Annotated in this window: 21 protein-coding genes and 1 tRNA gene; all 22 read left to right on the top strand. The window is 58.7% G+C overall.

Annotated elements, in window-relative coordinates; translation table 11 throughout:
* Nucleotides 1–8: 8 nt before the first annotated feature.
* The 22 genes from EDE09_RS24040 (at nt 9) to EDE09_RS23950 (ending at nt 19,773) form a co-directional block, all read left to right on the top strand.
* Nucleotides 9–2,033: a DNA polymerase gene (locus EDE09_RS24040; protein WP_207914884.1), complete on the top strand. Its 2,025-nt coding sequence runs from the start codon at nt 9–11 to the stop codon at nt 2,031–2,033.
* A 161-nt stretch (nt 2,034–2,194) separates the two neighbouring features.
* Nucleotides 2,195–2,404 carry a hypothetical protein gene (locus tag EDE09_RS28760; RefSeq protein WP_245505227.1) on the top strand — a complete coding sequence of 70 codons (210 nt, stop codon included), beginning with the start codon at nt 2,195–2,197 and terminating at the stop codon, nt 2,402–2,404.
* Entirely contained in the window at nt 2,401–2,544 is a 144-nt protein-coding gene (locus EDE09_RS28350; protein WP_165924262.1) for a hypothetical protein, read from the top strand. Before EDE09_RS28760 ends, EDE09_RS28350 begins: the two co-directional genes overlap by 4 nt.
* Complete coding sequence (locus EDE09_RS24030; protein WP_132413125.1) at nt 2,541–2,816, top strand: hypothetical protein; 276 nt, start codon at nt 2,541–2,543, stop codon at nt 2,814–2,816. Before EDE09_RS28350 ends, EDE09_RS24030 begins: the two co-directional genes overlap by 4 nt.
* 161 nt (nt 2,817–2,977) lie before the next feature.
* Nucleotides 2,978–3,709 carry a hypothetical protein gene (locus EDE09_RS24025; protein WP_132413123.1) on the top strand — a complete coding sequence of 244 codons (732 nt, stop codon included), beginning with the start codon at nt 2,978–2,980 and terminating at the stop codon, nt 3,707–3,709.
* Nucleotides 3,697–3,942 carry a DUF3310 domain-containing protein gene (locus EDE09_RS24020; protein WP_245505226.1) on the top strand — a complete coding sequence of 82 codons (246 nt, stop codon included), beginning with the start codon at nt 3,697–3,699 and terminating at the stop codon, nt 3,940–3,942. The genes EDE09_RS24025 and EDE09_RS24020 overlap by 13 nt, the downstream gene beginning before the upstream one ends.
* A gap of 13 nt (nt 3,943–3,955) precedes the next feature.
* Nucleotides 3,956–4,177 carry a hypothetical protein gene (locus EDE09_RS24015; RefSeq protein ID WP_132413120.1) on the top strand — a complete coding sequence of 74 codons (222 nt, stop codon included), beginning with the start codon at nt 3,956–3,958 and terminating at the stop codon, nt 4,175–4,177.
* A 205-nt stretch (nt 4,178–4,382) separates the two neighbouring features.
* The gene (locus EDE09_RS24010) at nt 4,383–5,972 is read left to right on the top strand and encodes a portal protein (RefSeq protein WP_132413118.1); all 1,590 of its coding nucleotides are present in this window, start codon (nt 4,383–4,385) and stop codon (nt 5,970–5,972) included.
* Nucleotides 5,965–6,093, top strand: coding sequence for a hypothetical protein (locus EDE09_RS28900; RefSeq protein WP_281033682.1), 129 nt, complete (start codon nt 5,965–5,967; stop codon nt 6,091–6,093). The genes EDE09_RS24010 and EDE09_RS28900 overlap by 8 nt, the downstream gene beginning before the upstream one ends.
* Nucleotides 6,093–6,935, top strand: a complete 843-nt coding sequence (locus tag EDE09_RS24005; protein ID WP_132413116.1) for a hypothetical protein — start codon at nt 6,093–6,095, stop codon at nt 6,933–6,935. The genes EDE09_RS28900 and EDE09_RS24005 overlap by 1 nt, the downstream gene beginning before the upstream one ends.
* Nucleotides 6,936–6,948: 13 nt before the next feature.
* Nucleotides 6,949–7,335, top strand: coding sequence for a M15 family metallopeptidase (locus EDE09_RS24000; RefSeq protein ID WP_132413114.1), 387 nt, complete (start codon nt 6,949–6,951; stop codon nt 7,333–7,335).
* Between the two features lie 101 nt (nt 7,336–7,436).
* Nucleotides 7,437–7,562: a hypothetical protein gene (locus EDE09_RS28895; protein ID WP_281033681.1), complete on the top strand. Its 126-nt coding sequence runs from the start codon at nt 7,437–7,439 to the stop codon at nt 7,560–7,562.
* An 8-nt stretch (nt 7,563–7,570) separates the two neighbouring features.
* Entirely contained in the window at nt 7,571–7,876 is a 306-nt protein-coding gene (locus EDE09_RS23990; protein WP_132413110.1) for a hypothetical protein, read from the top strand.
* Nucleotides 7,803–8,105 (top strand): hypothetical protein, encoded by a 303-nt coding sequence (locus EDE09_RS23985; protein ID WP_132413108.1) that lies wholly within the window; start codon nt 7,803–7,805, stop codon nt 8,103–8,105. Before EDE09_RS23990 ends, EDE09_RS23985 begins: the two co-directional genes overlap by 74 nt.
* A 69-nt stretch (nt 8,106–8,174) precedes the next feature.
* Nucleotides 8,175–8,277: transfer RNA gene (locus EDE09_RS28345), tRNA-OTHER, on the top strand.
* A gap of 203 nt (nt 8,278–8,480) precedes the next feature.
* On the top strand, nt 8,481–9,413 hold the full coding sequence (locus EDE09_RS23980) for a capsid protein (protein WP_132413106.1): 933 nt from the start codon (nt 8,481–8,483) through the stop codon (nt 9,411–9,413).
* Between the two features lie 76 nt (nt 9,414–9,489).
* On the top strand, nt 9,490–10,071 hold the full coding sequence (locus EDE09_RS23975) for a phage tail protein (RefSeq protein ID WP_132413104.1): 582 nt from the start codon (nt 9,490–9,492) through the stop codon (nt 10,069–10,071).
* Complete coding sequence (locus EDE09_RS23970; RefSeq protein WP_132413102.1) at nt 10,071–12,548, top strand: phage tail protein; 2,478 nt, start codon at nt 10,071–10,073, stop codon at nt 12,546–12,548. The genes EDE09_RS23975 and EDE09_RS23970 overlap by 1 nt, the downstream gene beginning before the upstream one ends.
* Entirely contained in the window at nt 12,548–13,021 is a 474-nt protein-coding gene (locus EDE09_RS23965) for a hypothetical protein (RefSeq protein ID WP_132413100.1), read from the top strand. Before EDE09_RS23970 ends, EDE09_RS23965 begins: the two co-directional genes overlap by 1 nt.
* Nucleotides 13,022–13,032: 11 nt before the next feature.
* A complete protein-coding gene (locus EDE09_RS23960; protein WP_132413098.1) occupies nt 13,033–13,551 on the top strand; it encodes a hypothetical protein in 519 nt (172 codons plus the stop codon).
* The gene (locus EDE09_RS23955) at nt 13,551–15,899 is read left to right on the top strand and encodes a hypothetical protein (protein ID WP_132413096.1); all 2,349 of its coding nucleotides are present in this window, start codon (nt 13,551–13,553) and stop codon (nt 15,897–15,899) included. The genes EDE09_RS23960 and EDE09_RS23955 overlap by 1 nt, the downstream gene beginning before the upstream one ends.
* A 52-nt stretch (nt 15,900–15,951) precedes the next feature.
* The gene (locus EDE09_RS23950) at nt 15,952–19,773 is read left to right on the top strand and encodes a D-alanyl-D-alanine carboxypeptidase family protein (protein WP_132413094.1); all 3,822 of its coding nucleotides are present in this window, start codon (nt 15,952–15,954) and stop codon (nt 19,771–19,773) included.
* Nucleotides 19,774–19,785 lie beyond the last annotated feature (12 nt).

The following is a 19,785-nucleotide window of genomic DNA, read 5'->3' as shown; positions in this document are numbered from 1 at the left end:
CACCGTTCGTGTGGGAGGTTCCGAACCCCAAGGTCCTCGTCTTCGACATCGAGACGGACGGCCTAATTCCCGAGATGACCGTGGTCCATTCACTGGTCATCAAGGACGTAAACACCGGAGAAGTCTGGAGCTGCTCCGACAACTGGAAGCCTAACGATCCGGAGCGGTTCTACCGCAACAGCATCGAGTTCGGCCTCAGGCTCCTGATGGAAGCCGACATCATCGTCGGTCACAACATCGTCGACTTCGACATCCCAGCCATCCAGAAGCTCTACCCATGGTTCAAGCCGAAGGGCCTGATCCGCGACACCATCATCATGTCCCGGCTGATGTATGCCGACATGAAGGACGCCGACTTCCGGCAGCGCGACAAGCGCCAACGCGAGGGTAAGCAGTGGATCGCGCCGAACCTCTTCGGTCGCCACTCGCTGGAGAGCTGGGGTCAACGCCTCGGCATCTGGAAGGGCGACTACGGGGATATCCGCAAGAAGGAGGGCATCAAGCTCGGCCTCAAGAAGGAAGCCCTCACGGCCTACGTCTGGGGCACATGGTCGCTGTTCATGCAGGAGTACTGCGAACAGGACGTGGAGGTTACCACCAAGCTGTGGCTTCGGCTCATTGGCAAGGGGTTCTCCGAGGAGAGCATCCAGCTCGAACACATGGTCCGTCACATAGTCTCCCGTCAGGAGCGGTATGGCTTTGCGTTCGATGAGAAGAAGGCAGCAGTTCTCTACGCCAAGCTGGCCGGAGAGAAAGCCTCGCTCGAAGCCCAGCTAGCCAAGGAGTTCGCTCCATGGTTCCGGTTTGAGGAAGAGGTCGAGGTCTCCAAGTCTCGGTCGGTCAAGCGTGAAGACCTTGGCGTAACCGTCACGATCCGGCGCTTCGGTAAGAACGGGAAGGAACTGGCTCCATACATCGGGCCGGTGAAGGAGCATTACGAGGAAGGCGCGACCTATTCCAAGGTCAAGCTCAAGCCATTCAACCCGGGCTCCCGGCACGACATCGCGAACCGGCTACAGACCCTCTACGGCTGGAAGCCCAAGGAGTTCACCGATGACGGTTCTCCGAAGGTCGATGAAGAAGTCCTGAAGGGGCTCAAGTTCCCGGCTGCCAAGGTCCTGTTCCGCTACCTGCTCATCCAGAAGCGCATCGGGCAGTTGGCTGAAGGCAAGGAGGCTTGGCTCAAGCACGTCCGCAATGGCCGCATCCATGGTCAGGTCAACACGAACGGTGCCGTCACCGGACGAATGACCCACTCGAAGCCGAACATGGCACAGGTCCCCAGTGGCCGCGCCCCGTTTGGACATGAGTGCCGTGAGCTGTTCATGGCTACCGCTGGCAAGCTTCTCGTAGGCTGTGACGCTGACGCGTTGGAGCTGCGCGATCTGGCTGGATACATGGCTGCCTACGACGGCGGCGCATACATCAAGACGGTCCTCGAAGGGAAGAAAGAGGACGGCACCGACATGCATACCCAGAACGCTAAGGCGCTGGGTTGTGACCGCGATACGGCAAAGACTTGGTTCTACGCCTTCATTTACGGTTCCGGGGACTTCAACCTCGGCTGCATCCTTGGTGTCACGGGCTCCAAGCAGAAGATCACGGCTGCCGGTCGTGCTGCCCGGGCTCGGTTCCTCAAGGCTCTCCCCGCGCTGAGCAAGCTGATCGAAGCTGTGAAGAAGAAGGCCGAGAAGAACGGGTTCCTCAAGGGGCTCGACGGTCGGAAGCTCACGGTTCGCTCGGGTCATGCAGCGCTCAACACTCTCCTTCAGTCCGCAGGTGCGATCCAGATGAAGCGTGGCTTGGTTATCCTAGACCAGACTTTGCAGTCCATGGGTCTTATCCCGGGCGTTCATTACGAGTTCGTCGGAAATATTCATGACGAGTGGCAATTAGAGGTCGATGAAGACAAAGCAGACTTGGTTGGACGGACAGCAGCAGATGCTATTCGACTGGCCGGGGAATACTACAAATTCCGCTGTCACCTTGCCGGTAACTACGACAAGGGCAAGAACTGGGCGGAAACACACTAAAGCAGACCAACACACCCCGGGTTTCGTCTACGTGGCGATCAACCCGGCGTGGCCGGGATACTGCAAGGTTGGTCTCACCAACGACCTGAACAACCGGCTGCGGCAGATGAATACCAACTGTCCGCTCCGGGATTATTCCTTCCACACGCAAAGGCAATTCAATGATCGGAAGAAAGCTGAGGCAGTTCTACACGAGCTGCTCGATGGTTATCGCGTCCCCGGAACCGAGTGGTTCTGTCTACACCATGAGGAAGCCGCTGGTCTGCTATGGGCCGTCGCTCGCCGGTATGCTCTCGCAGAAGGACAGGGAGGCGATGCAGAAGAACCTCACCGATAAGTACGGCATCACCCAGATCGAGGCTGCAGAATGAGCCTACATAGATGGGAAGTGGTTGAGAGCCCGGGCTACGGCGCAGCAACCTACCGCATGAAGGTCCCCGGAGGCTGGCTCTATCGCTATGGAAATGAGCGGGACAGCTCGCTTGTCTTCGTACCGGAGGCCGCTGAATGAATAGCACAAAAGCAAAGCTGATCCTGTGTGAGGACTGCGACGAGCAGGAGTTCTTCGAGGAAGTGACTTCGGCTGAAATCGTGGGCGATAGTCGATGGATGAAGCACTACGAACAGGTTTTCAAGGACACCCGAGACGGCACCTATTGGGAAATCTCGTGGTCCCGTGGAGCAACGGAGTATCAGGACGAAGGCCCTGAGATGGTCGAGGCTCGGCAGGTTTGGCCGAAGGTTGTCCAGCGGACGATCTATTCGACGGAGAAGCCGGAATGATCCGCCGCCTGATCCAGAACCTCAAGTGCCGGCTCGGGCTTCATCGCATGGTGACAGTCCCAGTTCGCTCTTACCGAACAGCAAGTCACCGACAGGTGATCATCACCAAATCCAGCTGCGTCTTCTGCCGCTACTGCAACGAATTTCACTAAGGAGATAACTTGAGAACACTGCTGATCGACGGGGACATCTTCGTCGTATCAACCGGAGCCGCCCATGAAGTTGAGACCGACTGGGGCGACGACAACTGGACCCTTCATTGCGACGTGAAGAAGGTCAAAGCTGCGATCCTCGAAGCAATCGAGAACATCAAGCGAGAGCTGGACGCCGATGAGGCGATCATCACGCTCTCCATGGGCGAGACATTCCGTCACAAGCTCTACAGCGGTTACAAGAAGGGCAGGGGCCGGAAGCCGGTCGGGACTGGTGAAGTCAAGCGCTGGCTTATCGAAGAGCATGGCGCAAAGCTCAAGCCGGGGATCGAAGCCGACGACACTATGGGTATCCTTGCGACCCATCCGAAGCTGATCAAGGGTGAGAAGATCATCGTCAGCCAGGACAAGGACATGCTCACGATCCCGGGCATGGTCTATCGCAACGGCGAGATCGTCCATGTCTCTCCCGGCGAAGCTCGGAACAACTGGATGAAGCAGACGCTCACCGGGGACGTGACCGACGGCTATCCCGGGCTCAAGAACTTTGGTCCGGTCAAGGCCGAGGCGCTGCTGGCCAAGGTTGGACCCGATGCTGATCCATGGGAAGCCGTGGTTGCTGCTTACGAGAAAGCGGGGTCCACCTACGAGGAAGCTCTCCTCCAAGCCCGTCTTGCCCGCATCCTTCACTGGAACGACTACGACTACAAGAAGCAGGAGGCGATCCTGTGGCAGCCGTGAAGTCTGACGGGGGCTCGTCGTCTTACTACAACATCCCTTCCTTCGCCGTTGATCTCGGGGACTTGATTGAGTTCAAGAAGATGTCCTTCAACTTCGGCAACATCTTCAAGGCTTGCTACCGCTTCGGTGAGAAAGACGGCACCTCTAAGCGCTATGACCTGAAGAAGATCATCTACTTTGCTGAGCGTGAGTTGGCCATTCTGGACAGAGAGGAGGGAAAGGCCCCGGAATAGGGGCCACACTAGCATGTCCAAGGATTTAACTCTGGATATTCCCAAGAAGCCCTTTGTGTCCGAAGCCATCGTTTCCCACCTCGAAGAGATATTCGGGGTGAGGAAGCTGTCCGAGGCCACGCTCAACGCAACTGATCGAGAGATCGGAGCCATGGTTGGTGAACAACGGATCATCGACTACCTCCGTAACCTCCGCATCCAACAGGAGGAAGAAGGACCACTTCATGTGTCCTAAGAAACCCAAAATTCAGAAGGCTGACACGGTCATCGCCCCGGCTCCGGCCCCGGCTCCGACCCAGTTGGCCCCAGTATTGAACGAGGCGACCAAGGCTACGGCCTCAGAAGGTGCGTCTTCGAACATCGCCCGAAAGGGTAGATCGTCGCTGGTCATTCCCCTGACCAACACACGACAGACCGGCGTGAACATTCCCCGGTAATCCTTGGCTGAGATCGAGAAAGTCTCAGCGAAAGCTCTCTACGACAAGCTGGTAACCGACCGCGATCCGTATTTCAGACGGGCCGTGGAAGGAGCTAAGCTGACTGTCCCGCATCTGATGCCCGAGAACGGCACCACGGCGTCGACCAGTCTGCCAGAGCCTTCGCAAAGTCTAGGTGCCCGGGGACTGAGGAACCTTGCTTCCAAGGTCCACCTCGCGCTGTTCCCAATCAACGCACCACCGTTCAAGTACGAGATCGACGACATTGCTGTTCGCGAGGCTACCAAGGCCGAAGACCAGCGTGGTGAGGTCGAGAAGGCCCTGAGCGCCCGGGAACGGGCTGTCGTCTCCGAAATGTACGGCTCTCTGTTCCGCCCTGTATCGTTCGAGGCAACCCGGCAGCTTCTGCTGTCTGGCAACTACCTCCTGCATATCCCTAAGGAAGGCAGACCGAGAGGCTTCCGCCTCAACCAGTACGTCTGCGACCGCGATGGTTCCGGCAACTGGATCGACATCGTCGTCAAGGAAAGCATGTCACCGGCGGCTCTTCCTGCCGAGATTGCCAATCAGATCCTCACAATCCGCGAAGTGGCCGAGAAGCCCCGGGACGAGGACGTGGATGTCTACACCCATATCACCCGAGACGGAGACCAGTGCTTTGTAACTCAGGAATGTGAGGGTCTCGACATCACAGGCCAGAACGTGGGCAAGTACCCCGTCGATGCTTGCCCGTGGCTCCCGCTGCGGCTGACCTACATCGAAGGGGAGAACTACGGTCGCGGCTTCGTCGACGAGTACATCGGGGACCTGAAAGCCCTCGACAGTATGATCGAAGCTCTTCGTGATGGAACGGCCCAGTCTGCCAAGGTTGTCTGGCTCGTCGCCCCCAACTCCACGGTCAGTGCCAAGAAGCTGGCTGCGGCTGAGAACGGAGGGTTCGTCACTGGTGAGGCCAATGCGGTAGTCCCGCTACAGGTCAACAAACAGGCCGACTTCGCGGTAGCCGAACGCTTCATCCAGACGCTCGTCGAACGCCTCTCCTATGCCTTCATGCTCAACAGCTCCGTCCAACGGGCTGGGGATCGTGTCACCGCAGAAGAGATCAGGTTCGTCGCTTCCGAACTGGAGCAGGGCATGGGCGGCATCTACTCGCTGCTCTCCGAGGAGTTCCAGCTCCCGGTCGTCCGTCTCTACGAGAAGCGGATGGAGCATAACCGAAGGGTACCACCGCTCCCCAAGGGAGTGACCAGTGTCCGTGTCGTGGCCGGTCTCGACGCCCTTGGCCGAGGCAACGACCTCCAGAACCTCGACGCTCTTGTAGGTGGGCTGGCCCAGCTCTTCGGACCTGAAGCAATCGCCCAGCACATCAACCCCGGCGAATACATCAAGCGCCGCGCTGCTGCTCTCGGCATCGACGCTGGAGGCCTCGTGGTCTCTCAGGCCGAGCTGGCTCAGAACGGACAGGCTCAGCAGATGCAAGCTCTCATCGAGAAGCTTGGGCCTCAGGCTCTGGCTCAGATGGGCGGCATGGCCAAGGAAGGCATGAAGCAGGAAGCCGCAGCACCAACCCCAGAAGGAGCCCCAGTTGGCTGACACCGAAATCCCGAAACCGGCCAGGGCGAAAGCCAAGGCCAAACCCGCAGTTGAAACCGTGGAGGCTCCCGAGGCCTCCCTCGACATCAAGCAGATCACCTTTAAACGCGAGGATTACTAATGCAGATCGCACAGGCAGCAGCCGCTGAAACCCCGGTCGTAACCGACGAAGCCCCGGTAGTTGATCCGGCAGCCGCAGCTCTGGCAGCAGCCGCAGCTAATGCCCCAGTTTCTACAGAAGCAGCCCTCCTCGCGAAGGCGGAAGAAGCCGAGAAAGCCAACCGTCCCGCTGGCCTCCCTGAGAAATTCAATTCTTGGGAAGACATGGCCAAGGCCTACGCCGAGCTTGAAGCCAAGCAGTCCGCTGGCTCTGTCGAAGAGACGCCCCCGGTCGACACCGCAGCAGCCGAAGGGGACAAGCCCAAGGAAGGCGAAGAAGGCGATAAGCCGAAAGCGGATGACACGCCGAAGGCTGTAGACCTCAACGCCCTCAGCACCGAGTTCCAGACCAATGGCGCACTTTCCGAGGCATCCTACGCTGATCTCGCAGCCAAGGGCTTCGACAAGGCCACGGTCGACCAGTTCATCGCTGGTCAACAGGCTCTCGCTGACGCAGCCACGGCCCGCCTGACGCAGGAAGCTGGTGGCAAGGAGAACCTCGACCGCATGTTCGCTTGGGCCTCCACGAGCCTGACCGAAGCGGAGATCAACGAGTACAACGCCTCGTTCGCCAACTCCGACGTGAACACCGCAGCCATCGCCATCGGCCAGCTCAAAGCCAAGTACGAGGCAGCTCAGGGCAAAGACCCGGAGAACTTCGTCACAGGCAAGACCCCGGCTGCTGGCGCTGACACCTACGAAAGCTGGGCCGAAGTAACCAAGGACATGTCCGACATCCGCTACAAGCGCGATCCGGCGTTCGTTGCCAAGGTTCAGGCCAAGCTCAATCGCTCCAACATCTAACTGAAAGGAACCTATGACCTACGTCCTCGGGCGGGGTAGTCTCGCAAAGCTCACTGGTGTCCATCCCGATCTCGTTCGGGTGGTCAAGCGGGCTATCGAGCTTACCTCGGTCGATTTCACGGTCCTCGAAGGTGTGCGAACTCTCGCCACTCAGAGGGCCTACGTTGCAAAGGGTGCATCCAAAACGATGCGCTCTCGCCACCTCACAGGCCACGCCGTCGACCTCGTTCCTCTGGTCAATGGAAAGCCATCGTGGGACTGGAGCTGGTACCACAAGCTCGCCCCGGCAGTTAAACAGGCTGCCAAGGAACTGAACGTCCCCCTCGAATGGGGTGGCGACTGGAAGGGGTTCCCTGACGGTCCTCACTGGCAGCTCCCTTGGGACAAGTATCCCGCTTAAAGTCTAGCCGTAAGACCTCCAAGGTCTGGCTCGGGCTCAACACCATCTGCTCGTTCGCGGCGCTGTTCTATGCCATTCACCGTGGTTTAGACGGGGCCGCTTTGGCGTTGGCCGGTCTCCCGCCGTTCTTCTACGGCACCTACCTCGGTGTCGGCCACCTCGACTACAAGCAGATCCTCCGCAATCCCATGAACCCGATGGAGAACCCCGACTGTCCACCGTCCTGATCCGCTTCGTGGCCCCGGCATTAATCGTCCTGGGCCTCATCCTTGGCGGATACCTCAAGGGCTATTCCGACGCTGACCGATCGAAAGAGATCGACGAGCTTACCCGCAACCTCTCCACAGCCCAGCACATGCTCGATCTGGAGAGAAGTGCCCGGGATGCCGATGCAGCCGCAGCCGCCGAACAGGCCAAGCGTCTTGAAGCCCTGACAACCAAGACCACAGATCTACAGGAGTATGCCAATGCGTTGGAAGACGCTGGTCGTGAGTGCCTTGCTGGCGCTGACACTGACCGGCTGCGCAACCTCTGGAATTAAGCCCACGCTGTTCTACCCGGAGCTTCCCGCCGATCTGCGGCTTTGCTTCGATAAAGCCGTGGCTAGGCCGAAGGTTGGCCCGATGTCTAAGGCCGAGGTTCTCACCTTGGTCTCGAAACTCAAGCTGTCCGAAACTGAGAAGATCGAGTGCGGTAAGCGCCTGATCGCCTTCTACGACAGTCTCTCCCCGAATAGGGACCACAATAGGATTACGCAACCAATCAAGTGATCCACCGAGTTTGGTCGAATGCGATCTGTAATCAGCAGCCGGATGTGCTGGCCTCATTACTCCAACAGTTGATCGTTGCCCGAGTGGTTTATGGGTAATCTAGGATAGTGTCTGAGGTGCCCACTAGAGGGCTATACCGAGGCCACCGTGGGTTCGAATCCCACACGATCAACCGCCATTTCCTGTCCCCGATGTTCCGACTGATCCCGTCTCTTTTCAGAGAGCGATCCACGGAACCAAGGAACTCACACGGAGATCATTGGTGACCCGCCGACCTTCCCTTGCGGGGGATGGAAGCCGGATAATCCCGAGAGATCGCCAGTGTCGATGACCGAGGTCCACAACCTCAGAACATCACACAGGAATTTCAAGACAATGGCAGATGCAGTAGTCTCTCGCATTGGTCAGGCCAACGGCACTGGCGACGCGAAGGCAAACTTCGTAAAGGTAGCAACCGGCGAAGTAATCACCGCTTTCACGCAGACGACCGAGTTTGCTGACAAGCACATGACCCGCAACATCAAGGAAGGCAAGTCCGCTTCCTTCCCGGCAACGGGTCGTACCACGGGCGCTCGCTATCACACCCCGGGCACTGAAGTCCTCGGCACGGTGTTCAAGGCGAACGAACGTGTAATCACCATCGACGACCTTCTCCTCACCGACGCGTTCCTCGCGAACATCGACGAGGCGATGAACCACTTCGAAGTCCGTGGCGAAATCACCAAGCAGATGGGCGAAGAACTCGCTCAGGCTTATGACGCAAACGTTGCCCGTATCGGCGTTCTCGCTGCTCGCGCTTCGGCTGTAGTCGACGGTCTCCCGGGCGGTTCTGCCCTCGTTAAGGCTGCCTTCCTAACGGACAGCGATGTCCTTGCGGCTGGTATCTTCGAAGCTGCAGCGATCTTCGACGAGAAGTTCGTTCCTTCCTCGGAGCGCTTCGCCTTCGTCAAGCCGACGCAGTATTACGCGCTGGCCCAGAACACGAAGGTCATCAACAAGGACTGGGACGGTAAGGGCTCCTACGCCGACGGTAAGGTAGTCAAGATCGCGGACATCCCGCTCGTAAAGACCGCCAACCTGCCGAACGGTAAGACCATCTCCACCGGCCCTGCGGCCTATCAGGGCGTGTTCACCAACACCGCTGCTCTTGTCATGCACAAGGCTGCCGTTGGTACCGTCAAGCTCCTCGATCTCGCCATGGAAACGGAATACATGGTCTCGCGTCAGGGCACCCTCATGGTTGCCAAGTACGCTGTCGGCCACGGTATCCTCCGTCCGGAATGCGCTATCGAGTTCAAGACCGCCTAAGGTCTGAACCACAATTTGAACCGGGGTCCGAAAGGGCTCCGGTTTTTTTCGTTTATCCCCCACATCGGAGAACCTCATGGCTCTAGGGCTTGCCCCATTGACCGAACTTGAGGCCGTCAACGAAATTCTCGGCGTTATCGCTGAGAGCCCAGTCAACTCTCTCGACGAAGAGGTTGTCATTGACGGTTCACTCGCCATCAAAATCCTCAGGACCACTTCGGTCGAGGTCCAGACGCGCGGCTGGTGGTTTAACCGCGAGGAAGGCCGGGAGTTCGTTCCCGACGTAACCAAGGCCATCCAGCTACCGCCGAACATCCTGACCCTCGTGGGTTCAGGCGAGACCCAGTCCAAGGTCGTTCAACGCGGGGTGAAGCTCTACGATCTGACGAACAAGACCTACGAGTTCGAGGGTCCGGTTACCGTGGATGTAACCTTCGGTCTGGACTTCGAGGAGCTTCCCTCGGCTGCCCGGGTCTACATCACAGTCCGAGCTGCAAGGAAATATCAGGATCGCTACTTCGGTGACGACCGCACCCATTCCTACAGCAAGAACGACGAACAGGAGGCGCTGGTCTCGCTCAAGGATGAAGATCTCAGATTCGAAGCTCCCAACATGCTGACAGACAGCCTGTTCGTCTCGGGTCTCCGTAAGAGCTAATGGCTCGCATCAGCGGGGCAATCCCCAACTTCGCGAACGGCATTAGCCAACAGGCTATGGCCCTTCGTCTCGCCACCCAAGGCGATCTACAGGTCAACGCTTATTCCACGATCATCGAAGGGAACAAGAAGCGTCCTCCTACCGAACATGTCGCGGCCCTTGGTGACACACTCATCAACGGAGCCCCGCTGTTCACCCACCTGATCCAGCGTGACACCACCGAGCAGTATTGGGTCTTCGCTACCCGCTACGGGATCAGGGTCTTCGACATCAATGGTGTTGAGAAGACGGTCAACGCTCCGAACGGCTGGGGCTATCTGAACCACTCCGCGTCCCTGACCACGGCTCCTTTCCGAGCCTGTACTGTGGCTGACTACACGTTCATCGTGAACCAGACCAAGGCTACGGCTATGGATGCGACCGTTACTCCGGACTTCAAGAGTGATGCCATCTTCAACATCCAAGCCGGGAACTATGGCCGCACCTACGAGATCAAAATCGACGGTGTGGTGAAGGCCAGGTATCGGACCCCCGATGGTGACAGCGCTGCCCAGTCACCGGCTGTCGACGTGAGCTACATCGCTGAGCGGCTGCTGAACGGCAAGACCATCACGCTGGAAACCACAGTCAACGGCCAGAGCAACGGCAACTGGACTTGGAAGGCGACCGACACCAATCTCGCTGCCAACGGCATCACTCCCGCAAACGGCTGGACCACGTCGGTCATGGGCGGTGTGATCTACGTCAGGAAGAACGATGGTACGACCTTCAAGGCGACCCTCGACGACGGCTACAACGGCAATGCCTCGAAGCTGATCCAGAGGGAAGTTCAGGACTTCTCGTCGCTCCCTCAGCGCTGCGTGAATGGAGCTGCAGTCGAGATCACGGGCACTCCCGGGAATGACTTCGACAACTACTACGTCCGGTATGACACCAAGGACGACGACAGCCCTGCCGGGGTCTGGAAGGAAGTTCCCATGCCGGGGATCAAAACCTCGTTCAACGCCAGCACTATGCCACACGTCCTCGTTCGCGAGGCCAATGGCACGTTCACTTTCAAGCCCCCCGACTGGAACCTCCGCAAGGCTGGGGACGACGACACATGTCCGGTCCCGAGCTTCGTGGGCAAGAAGGTCAATGAGGTCTTCTTCTTCAAGAACCGCATCGGGTACTTGAGCGGGGAAAGCGTGATCATGTCCCGTGCCGGATCGTACTTCGACTTCTGGAGGGCCACCGCCACTTCGTTGCTCGACGATGATCCCATTGACGTAGCCGGGGTGGGGGCTGAGGTCGCGATCCTGCATTATGCCGAGGCCCAGTTCGACCGTCTCGTGATCTTCTCCGACCGCCGTCAGTACATTCTGATGGGCAACGAGCTGCTTACACAGAAGACGGTATCCATCAGGCCATCCACAGCGTACCCGAGTGCCCCTCAGGTTGCGCCAGTGTCTAGTGGCCGGTCGCTGTTCTTTGCAATGGACCGTGGTCTCTACACCATGATCCGCGAATACATCATGGATGCGGACAGCGCTCAGGCAGATGCCGACGATGTTACCTCCCACGTTCCCCAGTATATCCCGGGAAAGCCAACACTCATGGCTGCGGCTCCTCAGGAAGACCTACTGGCTGTCTATTCCCCCAAGGATGCGGCATCCCTCTATGTCTACAAATACTACTGGAACGGTGAGGATAAGCTTCAATCGAGCTGGTCCAAGTGGAGCTTCCCCGGCGTAACCAAGGTCCTGAACTTCAAGTTCATCGACAGCACCCTGCTAATGGTCCTTGACCGTGGTGGTTCGGTGTTCTTCGAGAAGATGGACGTGCAGCCCGGGGCCGTGGATGAGAACGGAGAGTTTGTGGTCAACCTCGACCGCAGGGTTCTCGTGTCCAGCAAGACCGGAAGGACTTACGATCCCTTCGACGATAAGACCGTTGTCCCGGTTCCGTTCGATCCGTCTGAGGTTGAATACGTCTGCGTTACCGCTGGCAAGACCTCGGGCTCGACCAAGAACCACGGCATCAAGGTCCAAATAGCGGAAGTCGGCGTCGACACGGTGACACTCTACGGTGACATGCGGAAGGAGAACCTCTTCTTCGGCATTGACTACACCATGCGCTACCGCCTCTCGACGATCTTCATCCGGCAGCAGAGCCAGAGCGGAGGAACCTCGGCAATCACTGAGGGTCGTCTCCAGCTCATCAAGCTTATGCTGCAATATTCGAAGTCGACGTTCATCCGGGTCGATGTGACGCCCCTTGGCCGATCCACTCGGACCTACATCCACAATGGCCGTTTGATGGGCGATCCCGAGAACAAGGTCGATGTTGCCACGCTCAGGGATGGGACCTTCGGGGTTCCGATCCTTGCGCAGAACAACCGCGTCGACATCGAGATCATCAACGACAGCTATCTCCCATCCTCGGTTCTGTCCGCAGAATGGACGGGGGAATACGTTCAACGCACAAGGAGGACCTAATGGTCATGGTCCGTGAGGCGAGGGTGGCTGATGCTATTTCCCTCGCTCCACGACTTCGGGAAGCTGACCGGCGTGAGTGCATAGCTCACACTGGCATCGCTCCTGAGTTCATTCTTCCGCATTCCGTGGCCACCCCGGGCTCGACCTGGGCCTTTGAACACGAAGGCGAGTGCATCGGGCTCTTTGGTCTCGACGCAGTGGACAGGCACCCCGAGTTCGGGATCGTCTGGATGATGACTTCGGAAGAGGTCCTCAATCACAAACGTCAGCTCCTCAGGGAAAGCCCGGTCTGGCTCGACAAACTCCACCGGATCTATCCGCTGCTCGGCAACCACGTCGATGCCCGCAATACGGTCCACATTAGATGGCTGAAATGGCTCGGCTTCTCGATGCTCAGGGTAATTCCTGAGTTCGGTGTTGAGCGTCGGCCCTTCATCGAATTTGCAAAACTGGGAACCAACACATGTGCGTAGGTGCCGTGGGTATGGCTGTCGCTCAGTTCGCGATGGGAGCCGCAAGCTCTATCGTGGGGTACATGGGTCAACAGGCCCAGTACGAACAGCAGCAGCAGATCTACGAGAACAATAGACAGGAAGCCAACAAGGCCGCTGTCGATACCTATGCCTCAACACAGAACCGCATCCTGCAAGAACGGGCGGCGGCTTCCAACGAGGCTCAGAAGATCAACATTGATGCAGCCAAGGGCAGGGCCACGGCCTCAGTCGCGGCTGGTGAAGCTGGCGTTGCCGGTCTCTCGGTCGATGCTCTGATCTCGGATTACTATGGCCAGCAGGGACGTTACGAGCGGACGCTGTCGAACAACATGCAGATGCAAGAGGACTACCTCGTCGGAGAGATGGATGCGACCCGGGCTCAGGCCGCAGGGCGGATCAACTCCGTAGACCAAGGCACACCACCGTCGTTCCTCGACGCCGCGATCCGCATCGGGTCCTCGGCGCTGGACGGCTTCACATCTTACAACAGGAACACTAGGAGAACCTAATGGCACAAGGCCGGGTCCAAGTGCAGGACTTGCGGGGCGAGAACACCCTTCGTCCAGCTCCAATCAAATCTGATACCTTCGTGGCCCCGGCCCGCCAGTCGCCTGACAATCGTTGGGCCTCGTTGGCTCAGGCCCTGTCGGGCTTCTCCAGCTCTCTCGGGGACTTGTCGTCCACGATGAAACCATCGGAAGAGGACAAGAAGAAAGCTATTTGGGCAGCCCAGCGTCAGATGGAGGGCTTGACCAATGAGCAAACCAAGCAGTTGGCCGACAGGGGTGAGCTTCCAGTCTTCCAAGACAAGTTCGCACAACAGGCAGCCAATGCCATCGCCGGGGGCACCCGTGGCCTGACCTTCGCCAACGAGCTGAAGGATCAGATGACCAAGGAGTTCGACTGGGACACCGGAGATCCGGACGCCTTTATCACCGACCAGATGAACCAGTACCTCGCGAGCAGCGCCTACAAGGATGACCCGAACTTCGGTCAGAACTTCATGCGCAACGCGACGGGCCTCCGTGATTGGGCAGTCAAGTTCGGCCTGGAGCGGAAGTCTCAGCAGTTCGTCGAGATGAAAGGCCAGTCGGCCTATGACTATCTTAGCACCGTGTTCGACCAACAGACCAAGCTCGGGTCAGACCCCGAGAAGGTGGCCAATCTGGTCTTCTCCCAGCTCCCAGTCTTGGGCAGCAAGGGAACGCTCGGCGTCAACGAAGAGACCCTCGAAACAGAAGTTCTGAACATCGCTCGGCGTTATGCCGACACCAACCCTGAACACGCTCTGGCCCTCATCAATCGTCCCCGCAAGGGTCGCGATGGGCAGGACCGATCGTTCGCCATGGACCGTGACAAGGCTGACCAGATCGAGCAGATCAAAGCCACCGCAGCCAAGGCCATTGACCGGAACGAGGAGCAACAGGCACGGGCAGCGCTGAACAACCGCAACGTTGAGCTGTTCCGTGATGGCAATTTGGAAGGCGTGGAGGACTTCACGTTCAAGACACGGGCTGGGCGGGAGGTTACCGTCACCAAGGCTGACCAGCTCAAGGCAGCCGAGGATGAGTTCCTCCGCGCATCTCAGGACATCGCAAAGCACCGTCGCGAGGCTCCCACCGAGCAGATGTTCCGAGAGCTACGTGTGTTCCGTACCCAAGGCCAGAAGCATCCCGGCTTGGCCAAGGCTCTCTCCAATCTTTCCGATGGCGCAACTGTCGAGATGCTAGGAGATCCGGAAACCAAGGACCGGCTGATGGGGAAGCTCGATGTCTACCGAAAGCTTCGGCAGGAGAGCAAGAACTCGATCATGGCCTACACCAAGGAAGAGGACCGGAACTTTGCCGAGGCCTTTATCCAAGGGACGGATTTCCTGAACATGTCCGATGATGCGGCTCTTGAGTTCGCACTCACCACGACGAGACCTCTCGACGCCTTCGGACAGGAGCAGGTGACGAAGCTTAGGAACGAGATCGACAGTGAGCTGGGGAACCTCGCCACTCAGAAGGGTTGGTTCGGCTTTGATCACGACAGCGATCCCACCAACTTCTCCACGGTCAAGGCCAAGGTCACGCAGTTGGCTCAGAAGTTCGTCGTCGGCGGTGTTGAACCAAAGAAGGCGGTCGAGGCAGCATCCAAGGCAGTCAAGGAGAACATGACGGTCCACAATGGCACCATGCTCGATCTCAACGGGCTGGATGTTCCGGACCAATTCCCGGAGGCCGTGGACGAAGCTCTGGCCCAGTTCATCGCTGCCAACCCTAAGGTCGTCGAACGCTCAGGCTTTGAGCCCGAAGATCTAACCGTGGTCCCAGTCGGGGGTGATGTCTCCGGCGGGCGCTTCAAAATTGTGGATCGCGAGAACGTGGCCGTGGCCCTACACAATGACAGGCAGGAGGTGGCGGTGATCACGCTCAAGGACATCCGCAACATCTGGAACAAGAAGACTAAGGACGATGCCCGGGTGAAGCTCCGCGAGGACAACTTCAACAACTCCGTCCAACAGAAGGGCTTCGTGTATGCCGTCGACACTGACGGTTCCAAGGGTTGGATCGATCCGAAGAGCCGCGAGGTCTATGAGTTCCAGTACACCGAGAAGGATGACGCACCGATCTGGAAGAAGACCGGCAAGCGTTACAGCCGAGCTGTTGTTGTCGATGACAATGGCGGCACGATCTTCAAGGGCTTCGAAGCTGGGGAGAACTGGGGTCGCCTCCGTGGCTCCGATCTCAAGGCTCACCGTGAGCGCATGAAGAAGATGGGAGACGATCACGACGCCAAGGCGGCAGAGAGACGCAAGTTCTGGGGGAGCATCCTCCCGAGCATCAAGATCGGGGACAAGGTCCTCAACGATTAACCAACTCATCGGCCTCGGTTCATCCCGGGGCCTTTTTCTTTAGGAGCATTGAATGGCTGAACAGAATAGCCGAGACGCGGATGTGAGGGCGATCCTCTACGGACGGACGAACAAGGACAAAAGTCACATCGACGGGATGGACAGCGGGTTCGCAGCTAAGCTAGCGGCCATGCTACAAGACCCGACAGCCCCCAAAGGCCTCGGCATCTACTCTGGCTATCGTTCGGTCGAGCGTCAGGCTGAGCTATGGAAGGGGGCACTGGCAAAGTATGGATCGCCCGAAGCTGCCCGGAAGTGGGTCGCTCCGCCGGGTAATTCGCAGCATAACCATGGGAAGGCTGCCGACCTCGCGTTCAACGGTCAGAGCCTCAAACACGCCCCCAAGGAAGTTGTCTCGTGGGTTCACAGCAACTCCGAGAGGTACGGCCTAAAGTTCCCACTGGGCAACGAGAACTGGCACGTAGAGGACAGCAGCACCCGGGGTGGGGAACAGACCAGTGCCCCAACAACGGTCGATCTCGCACGGGAGCAGAATGCCGGAGCCGATACCTCAGTCAAACTCAAGGACATGCCGCCGATCCTCGACGAGGTGCTGGCAGCAGGTCAGAAGGGGTATGACGCTCGAAACAACCCCTTGTCTGGTGGCAACATTCCATTCAGCCAGGGCAACCCGAACAACGTTCCTCCGGAAGATCGTGAGGAGTTCACCCTCGGGCAGCTTCAGTCGGACGCATGGAATACCGAGACCACCTCCGCATGGCTATTTCAGTCTCCCTCCGAGACCGATCCGGACAACAACTGGAGCCTCACCACGAGCCGACTGGAGAGCGATCTGAAGTCTCTCGGGGCCGACGCTAAGACCTACGGCACTTGGCTGTCCAAAGCTCATTCCGAGGAGAACTATCAGGAGACCATGGACGCTGTCCGCACCGACATGGAACGGAACCGTCGCCTGACCGAGGCTGGAGTCACAGGGACGGCCCTCCGTATTGCCAATGCCATGCTCGATCCTACCGCTCTTGCGGTCGATGCTGCGGCCTCTACCGTTGCCCCTGAGCTGGTGGGCGCTCGACGTGCTGAACGTCTCCACCGCATCCTCAGTGCTGGCGTGGGCGGTGCAGCAGGGGGTCTCGCTACCGAGGCTGTCGGTTATGCCGTCAATCCCCACAAGGACGCCTCGGACATGCTCTACGGCTCAGTCTTTGGCTTTGGCGTGGGCGGTGTCGTCGGCGCTCTCACTCGCAACCCCTCGACCCTGACAGAGGCAGTTAACTTCCAACGCGCAGCCACTGTCGCCCGTCAGCAGCTTGATGGTGAATTGCCGGCGATCAGCATGGCTGGGTCTGCTGGTGCCGCTAGGGCTCCTATTGCCAAGAGCTTCCTCAATGACGAGGCTCTGGAGTTCACCATGGACAGCGACATCGAGAAGTCCGCTTTCCTCAACGCTCGGCTCGATCTCTTTGCTCAGATGGACAAGTCCCCGAACCCGCTCACCCGAGTGGCAGCAGGGCTGGTCAATGACGGCGTTGGGAAGAAGAACGGGGCCATCAATGGCATCGCAGCTTCGGAGGAGCAGCAGCGTTACTGGACCGGCTGGGCGACAAACTACATGCGGACTTACCGACCGGCTCTGGAGGAATACCGCAGCCGGAACTCGGGTGGGTGGATGGACGGGGCCAAGATCGAGGCCAAGTTCAACCGGGAGGTCTCCGAGTACATCCTCGACCGGAACCCGAGCCGTGCCGACAACTTCGATCCGGCAGTGGTGAAGATGGGCAACCGTCAGGCCGCTCTCTACGCCGAGGTCGGGGAAATGGGCTTCAACCCATACATCCGTGAAGGAATGGTCGGTGATAGTGTCAAGGGCTTCGAACGGTGGGAACGCAACCCGCACTACATGATGCGCCAATGGGATGCGAACCGGATCGTCGAGGTGACCAAGGACTACGTCGATGGCACGGTCGAGGAGCTGATCGCGGGGGCAATCCGGAAGGCTCAGGCCGACATGGACGAGGCTCTCATCGGAAGGTTGGCCAAGGGCTTCACCAGAGCAATCACGAACCGTGCCCACGGCCTCGACGATGCTGCGGTACGAGCAATGGGTGGTGAAGACGTTGAGACCCTCATGGAGGTCCTGACGCTCGAAGGCGGCCTGTCTCGGGCTGATGCGGACGCTGTCCTGCAAAGGTTCAAGAAGACCGCCGACGCTGGGGATGATGCCCGGGCAAAGCACAGGCTCCTCCTCGCTGAGAAGCACAAGCTGGAACGCCCGCTTCGCAAGGACGGGACCGTGGATGAAGAGGGGCTCAGCATCACTGACCTCATCAACATGGATGCGTCGTCGAACTTCCTGTCCTACGCCCGTCACATGTCGGGAATCATCGCCTTGTCACGCTACCGCTTCAAGGACCCGTCTTCCGGCGAACTGCTGGTCAATGGCTTCAAGAGCGATGGAGACTTCGAGCATTACAAGCAGCTCGTCCGTCGTCGTGGCGCTGAGCTGATCGGGGAGGGGAAGATGACGCGGGAACAGGTCGACAAGGACATCGACAACCTCGACATGGCCTACAGCTCGATCCGTGGCCGACCCATCAACAAGGCCGAGAATACGGACTTTGGCTGGTGGTCTCGGGCTATCCGGAAGGTAAACTTCACCCGGATCATGAACCAAGTGGGCTTCGCACAGGTCTCGGAAATCGGGGCCACAATAGGTACGCTTGGGTTTAAGGCGGCGGCTTCTCAGGTCCCGGCTGTGAGGCGGATGATGAGCCAGAGCGGAGAGACGATCCTCAAGTCCGGTCTCGCGGATGATCTCGAAGTCTGGCTTGGTACGGGAACCGAAAGGCTCCTTCACCGGAACAACTACCAGCTCGACGAAGTGACTGGCTTGGCGGAAGTCAATGCTGGCCGCTGGCGTGAGCGGGTGGATGGTGCCCTGAACAAGGCCAACAACGTGACGGCCGAAATCTCGGGTATGCGTCAGGCCAACATCATGCTCGAACGCTGGACCTCCGCGTCCATCATCCAGAAGTTCGCCAACATGGCTGCGACTGGAAAGGGCATGTCGAAGGAACGATTGGCCGACCTGGGCCTCGATCCGGAGATGACCGACCGCATCTTCAAGATGTTCAATGAACCGGGTAACATGGAGTATGCCAAGGGCTCGATCACTGGGCGCAAGGTAACCCGGGCTCACTTCGGCAACTGGGCTGACAAAGAAGCGCGTGAGGCGTTCCTATCCGCAGCCGACCGCCTGTCTCGCCAGATCATCCAGCGCAACGACATCGGCAACATGATCCCTTGGATGAGCCACCCGGCTGCCAAGATGCTCATGCAGTTCCGAACTTTCATGGTTGGTGCCTACACGAAGCAGACGCTCAAATCGCTCCACTTCCGCGACGGTACTGCCGTGGGCTCCGCTATCGGGACCATGGCAATGGCCGGGGCTGCTTACGTAGCTCAGACCAAGATCCAAGCCGTGGGCCGATCTGACCGGAAGGAATGGGAGGACAAGCGCCTCTCTTGGTCTAGCATTGGTACGGCATCCTTCGCCCGAGCTGGTGCATCGTCCGTGGTTCCTATGCTGGTCGACACTGGTCTCTACGCCATGGGACAGGACGCTCTGTTCTCCCACACCAGAACGACCGGACAGGCTTCGAACATGCTCTTCGGTAACCCCACCACTGGCGGTGTCGATGACGTGGTCGCGGCAACCCGTGCTTTGACTGGCCTCTTCGAGAACCGCGACTGGTCTCAGGAGGAAGCTCGACAAATCCAGCGGGTTCTCCCGTTCGGAAACTCTGTCCCGATCATGATGCTCCTCAATGGCATGATCTCCGACCTTCCCGACTACGCACCTCGGGATCGCGACTAAACTAAACCCGGG

Origin of the sequence: Neorhizobium sp. S3-V5DH (genome assembly GCF_004343065.1) — a bacterium.
GTDB classification, from domain to species: domain Bacteria; phylum Pseudomonadota; class Alphaproteobacteria; order Rhizobiales; family Rhizobiaceae; genus Neorhizobium; species Neorhizobium huautlense.
The sequence above is the reverse complement of the archived record's forward strand: the minus strand, read 5'-3'. Positions and strand labels throughout refer to the sequence as shown.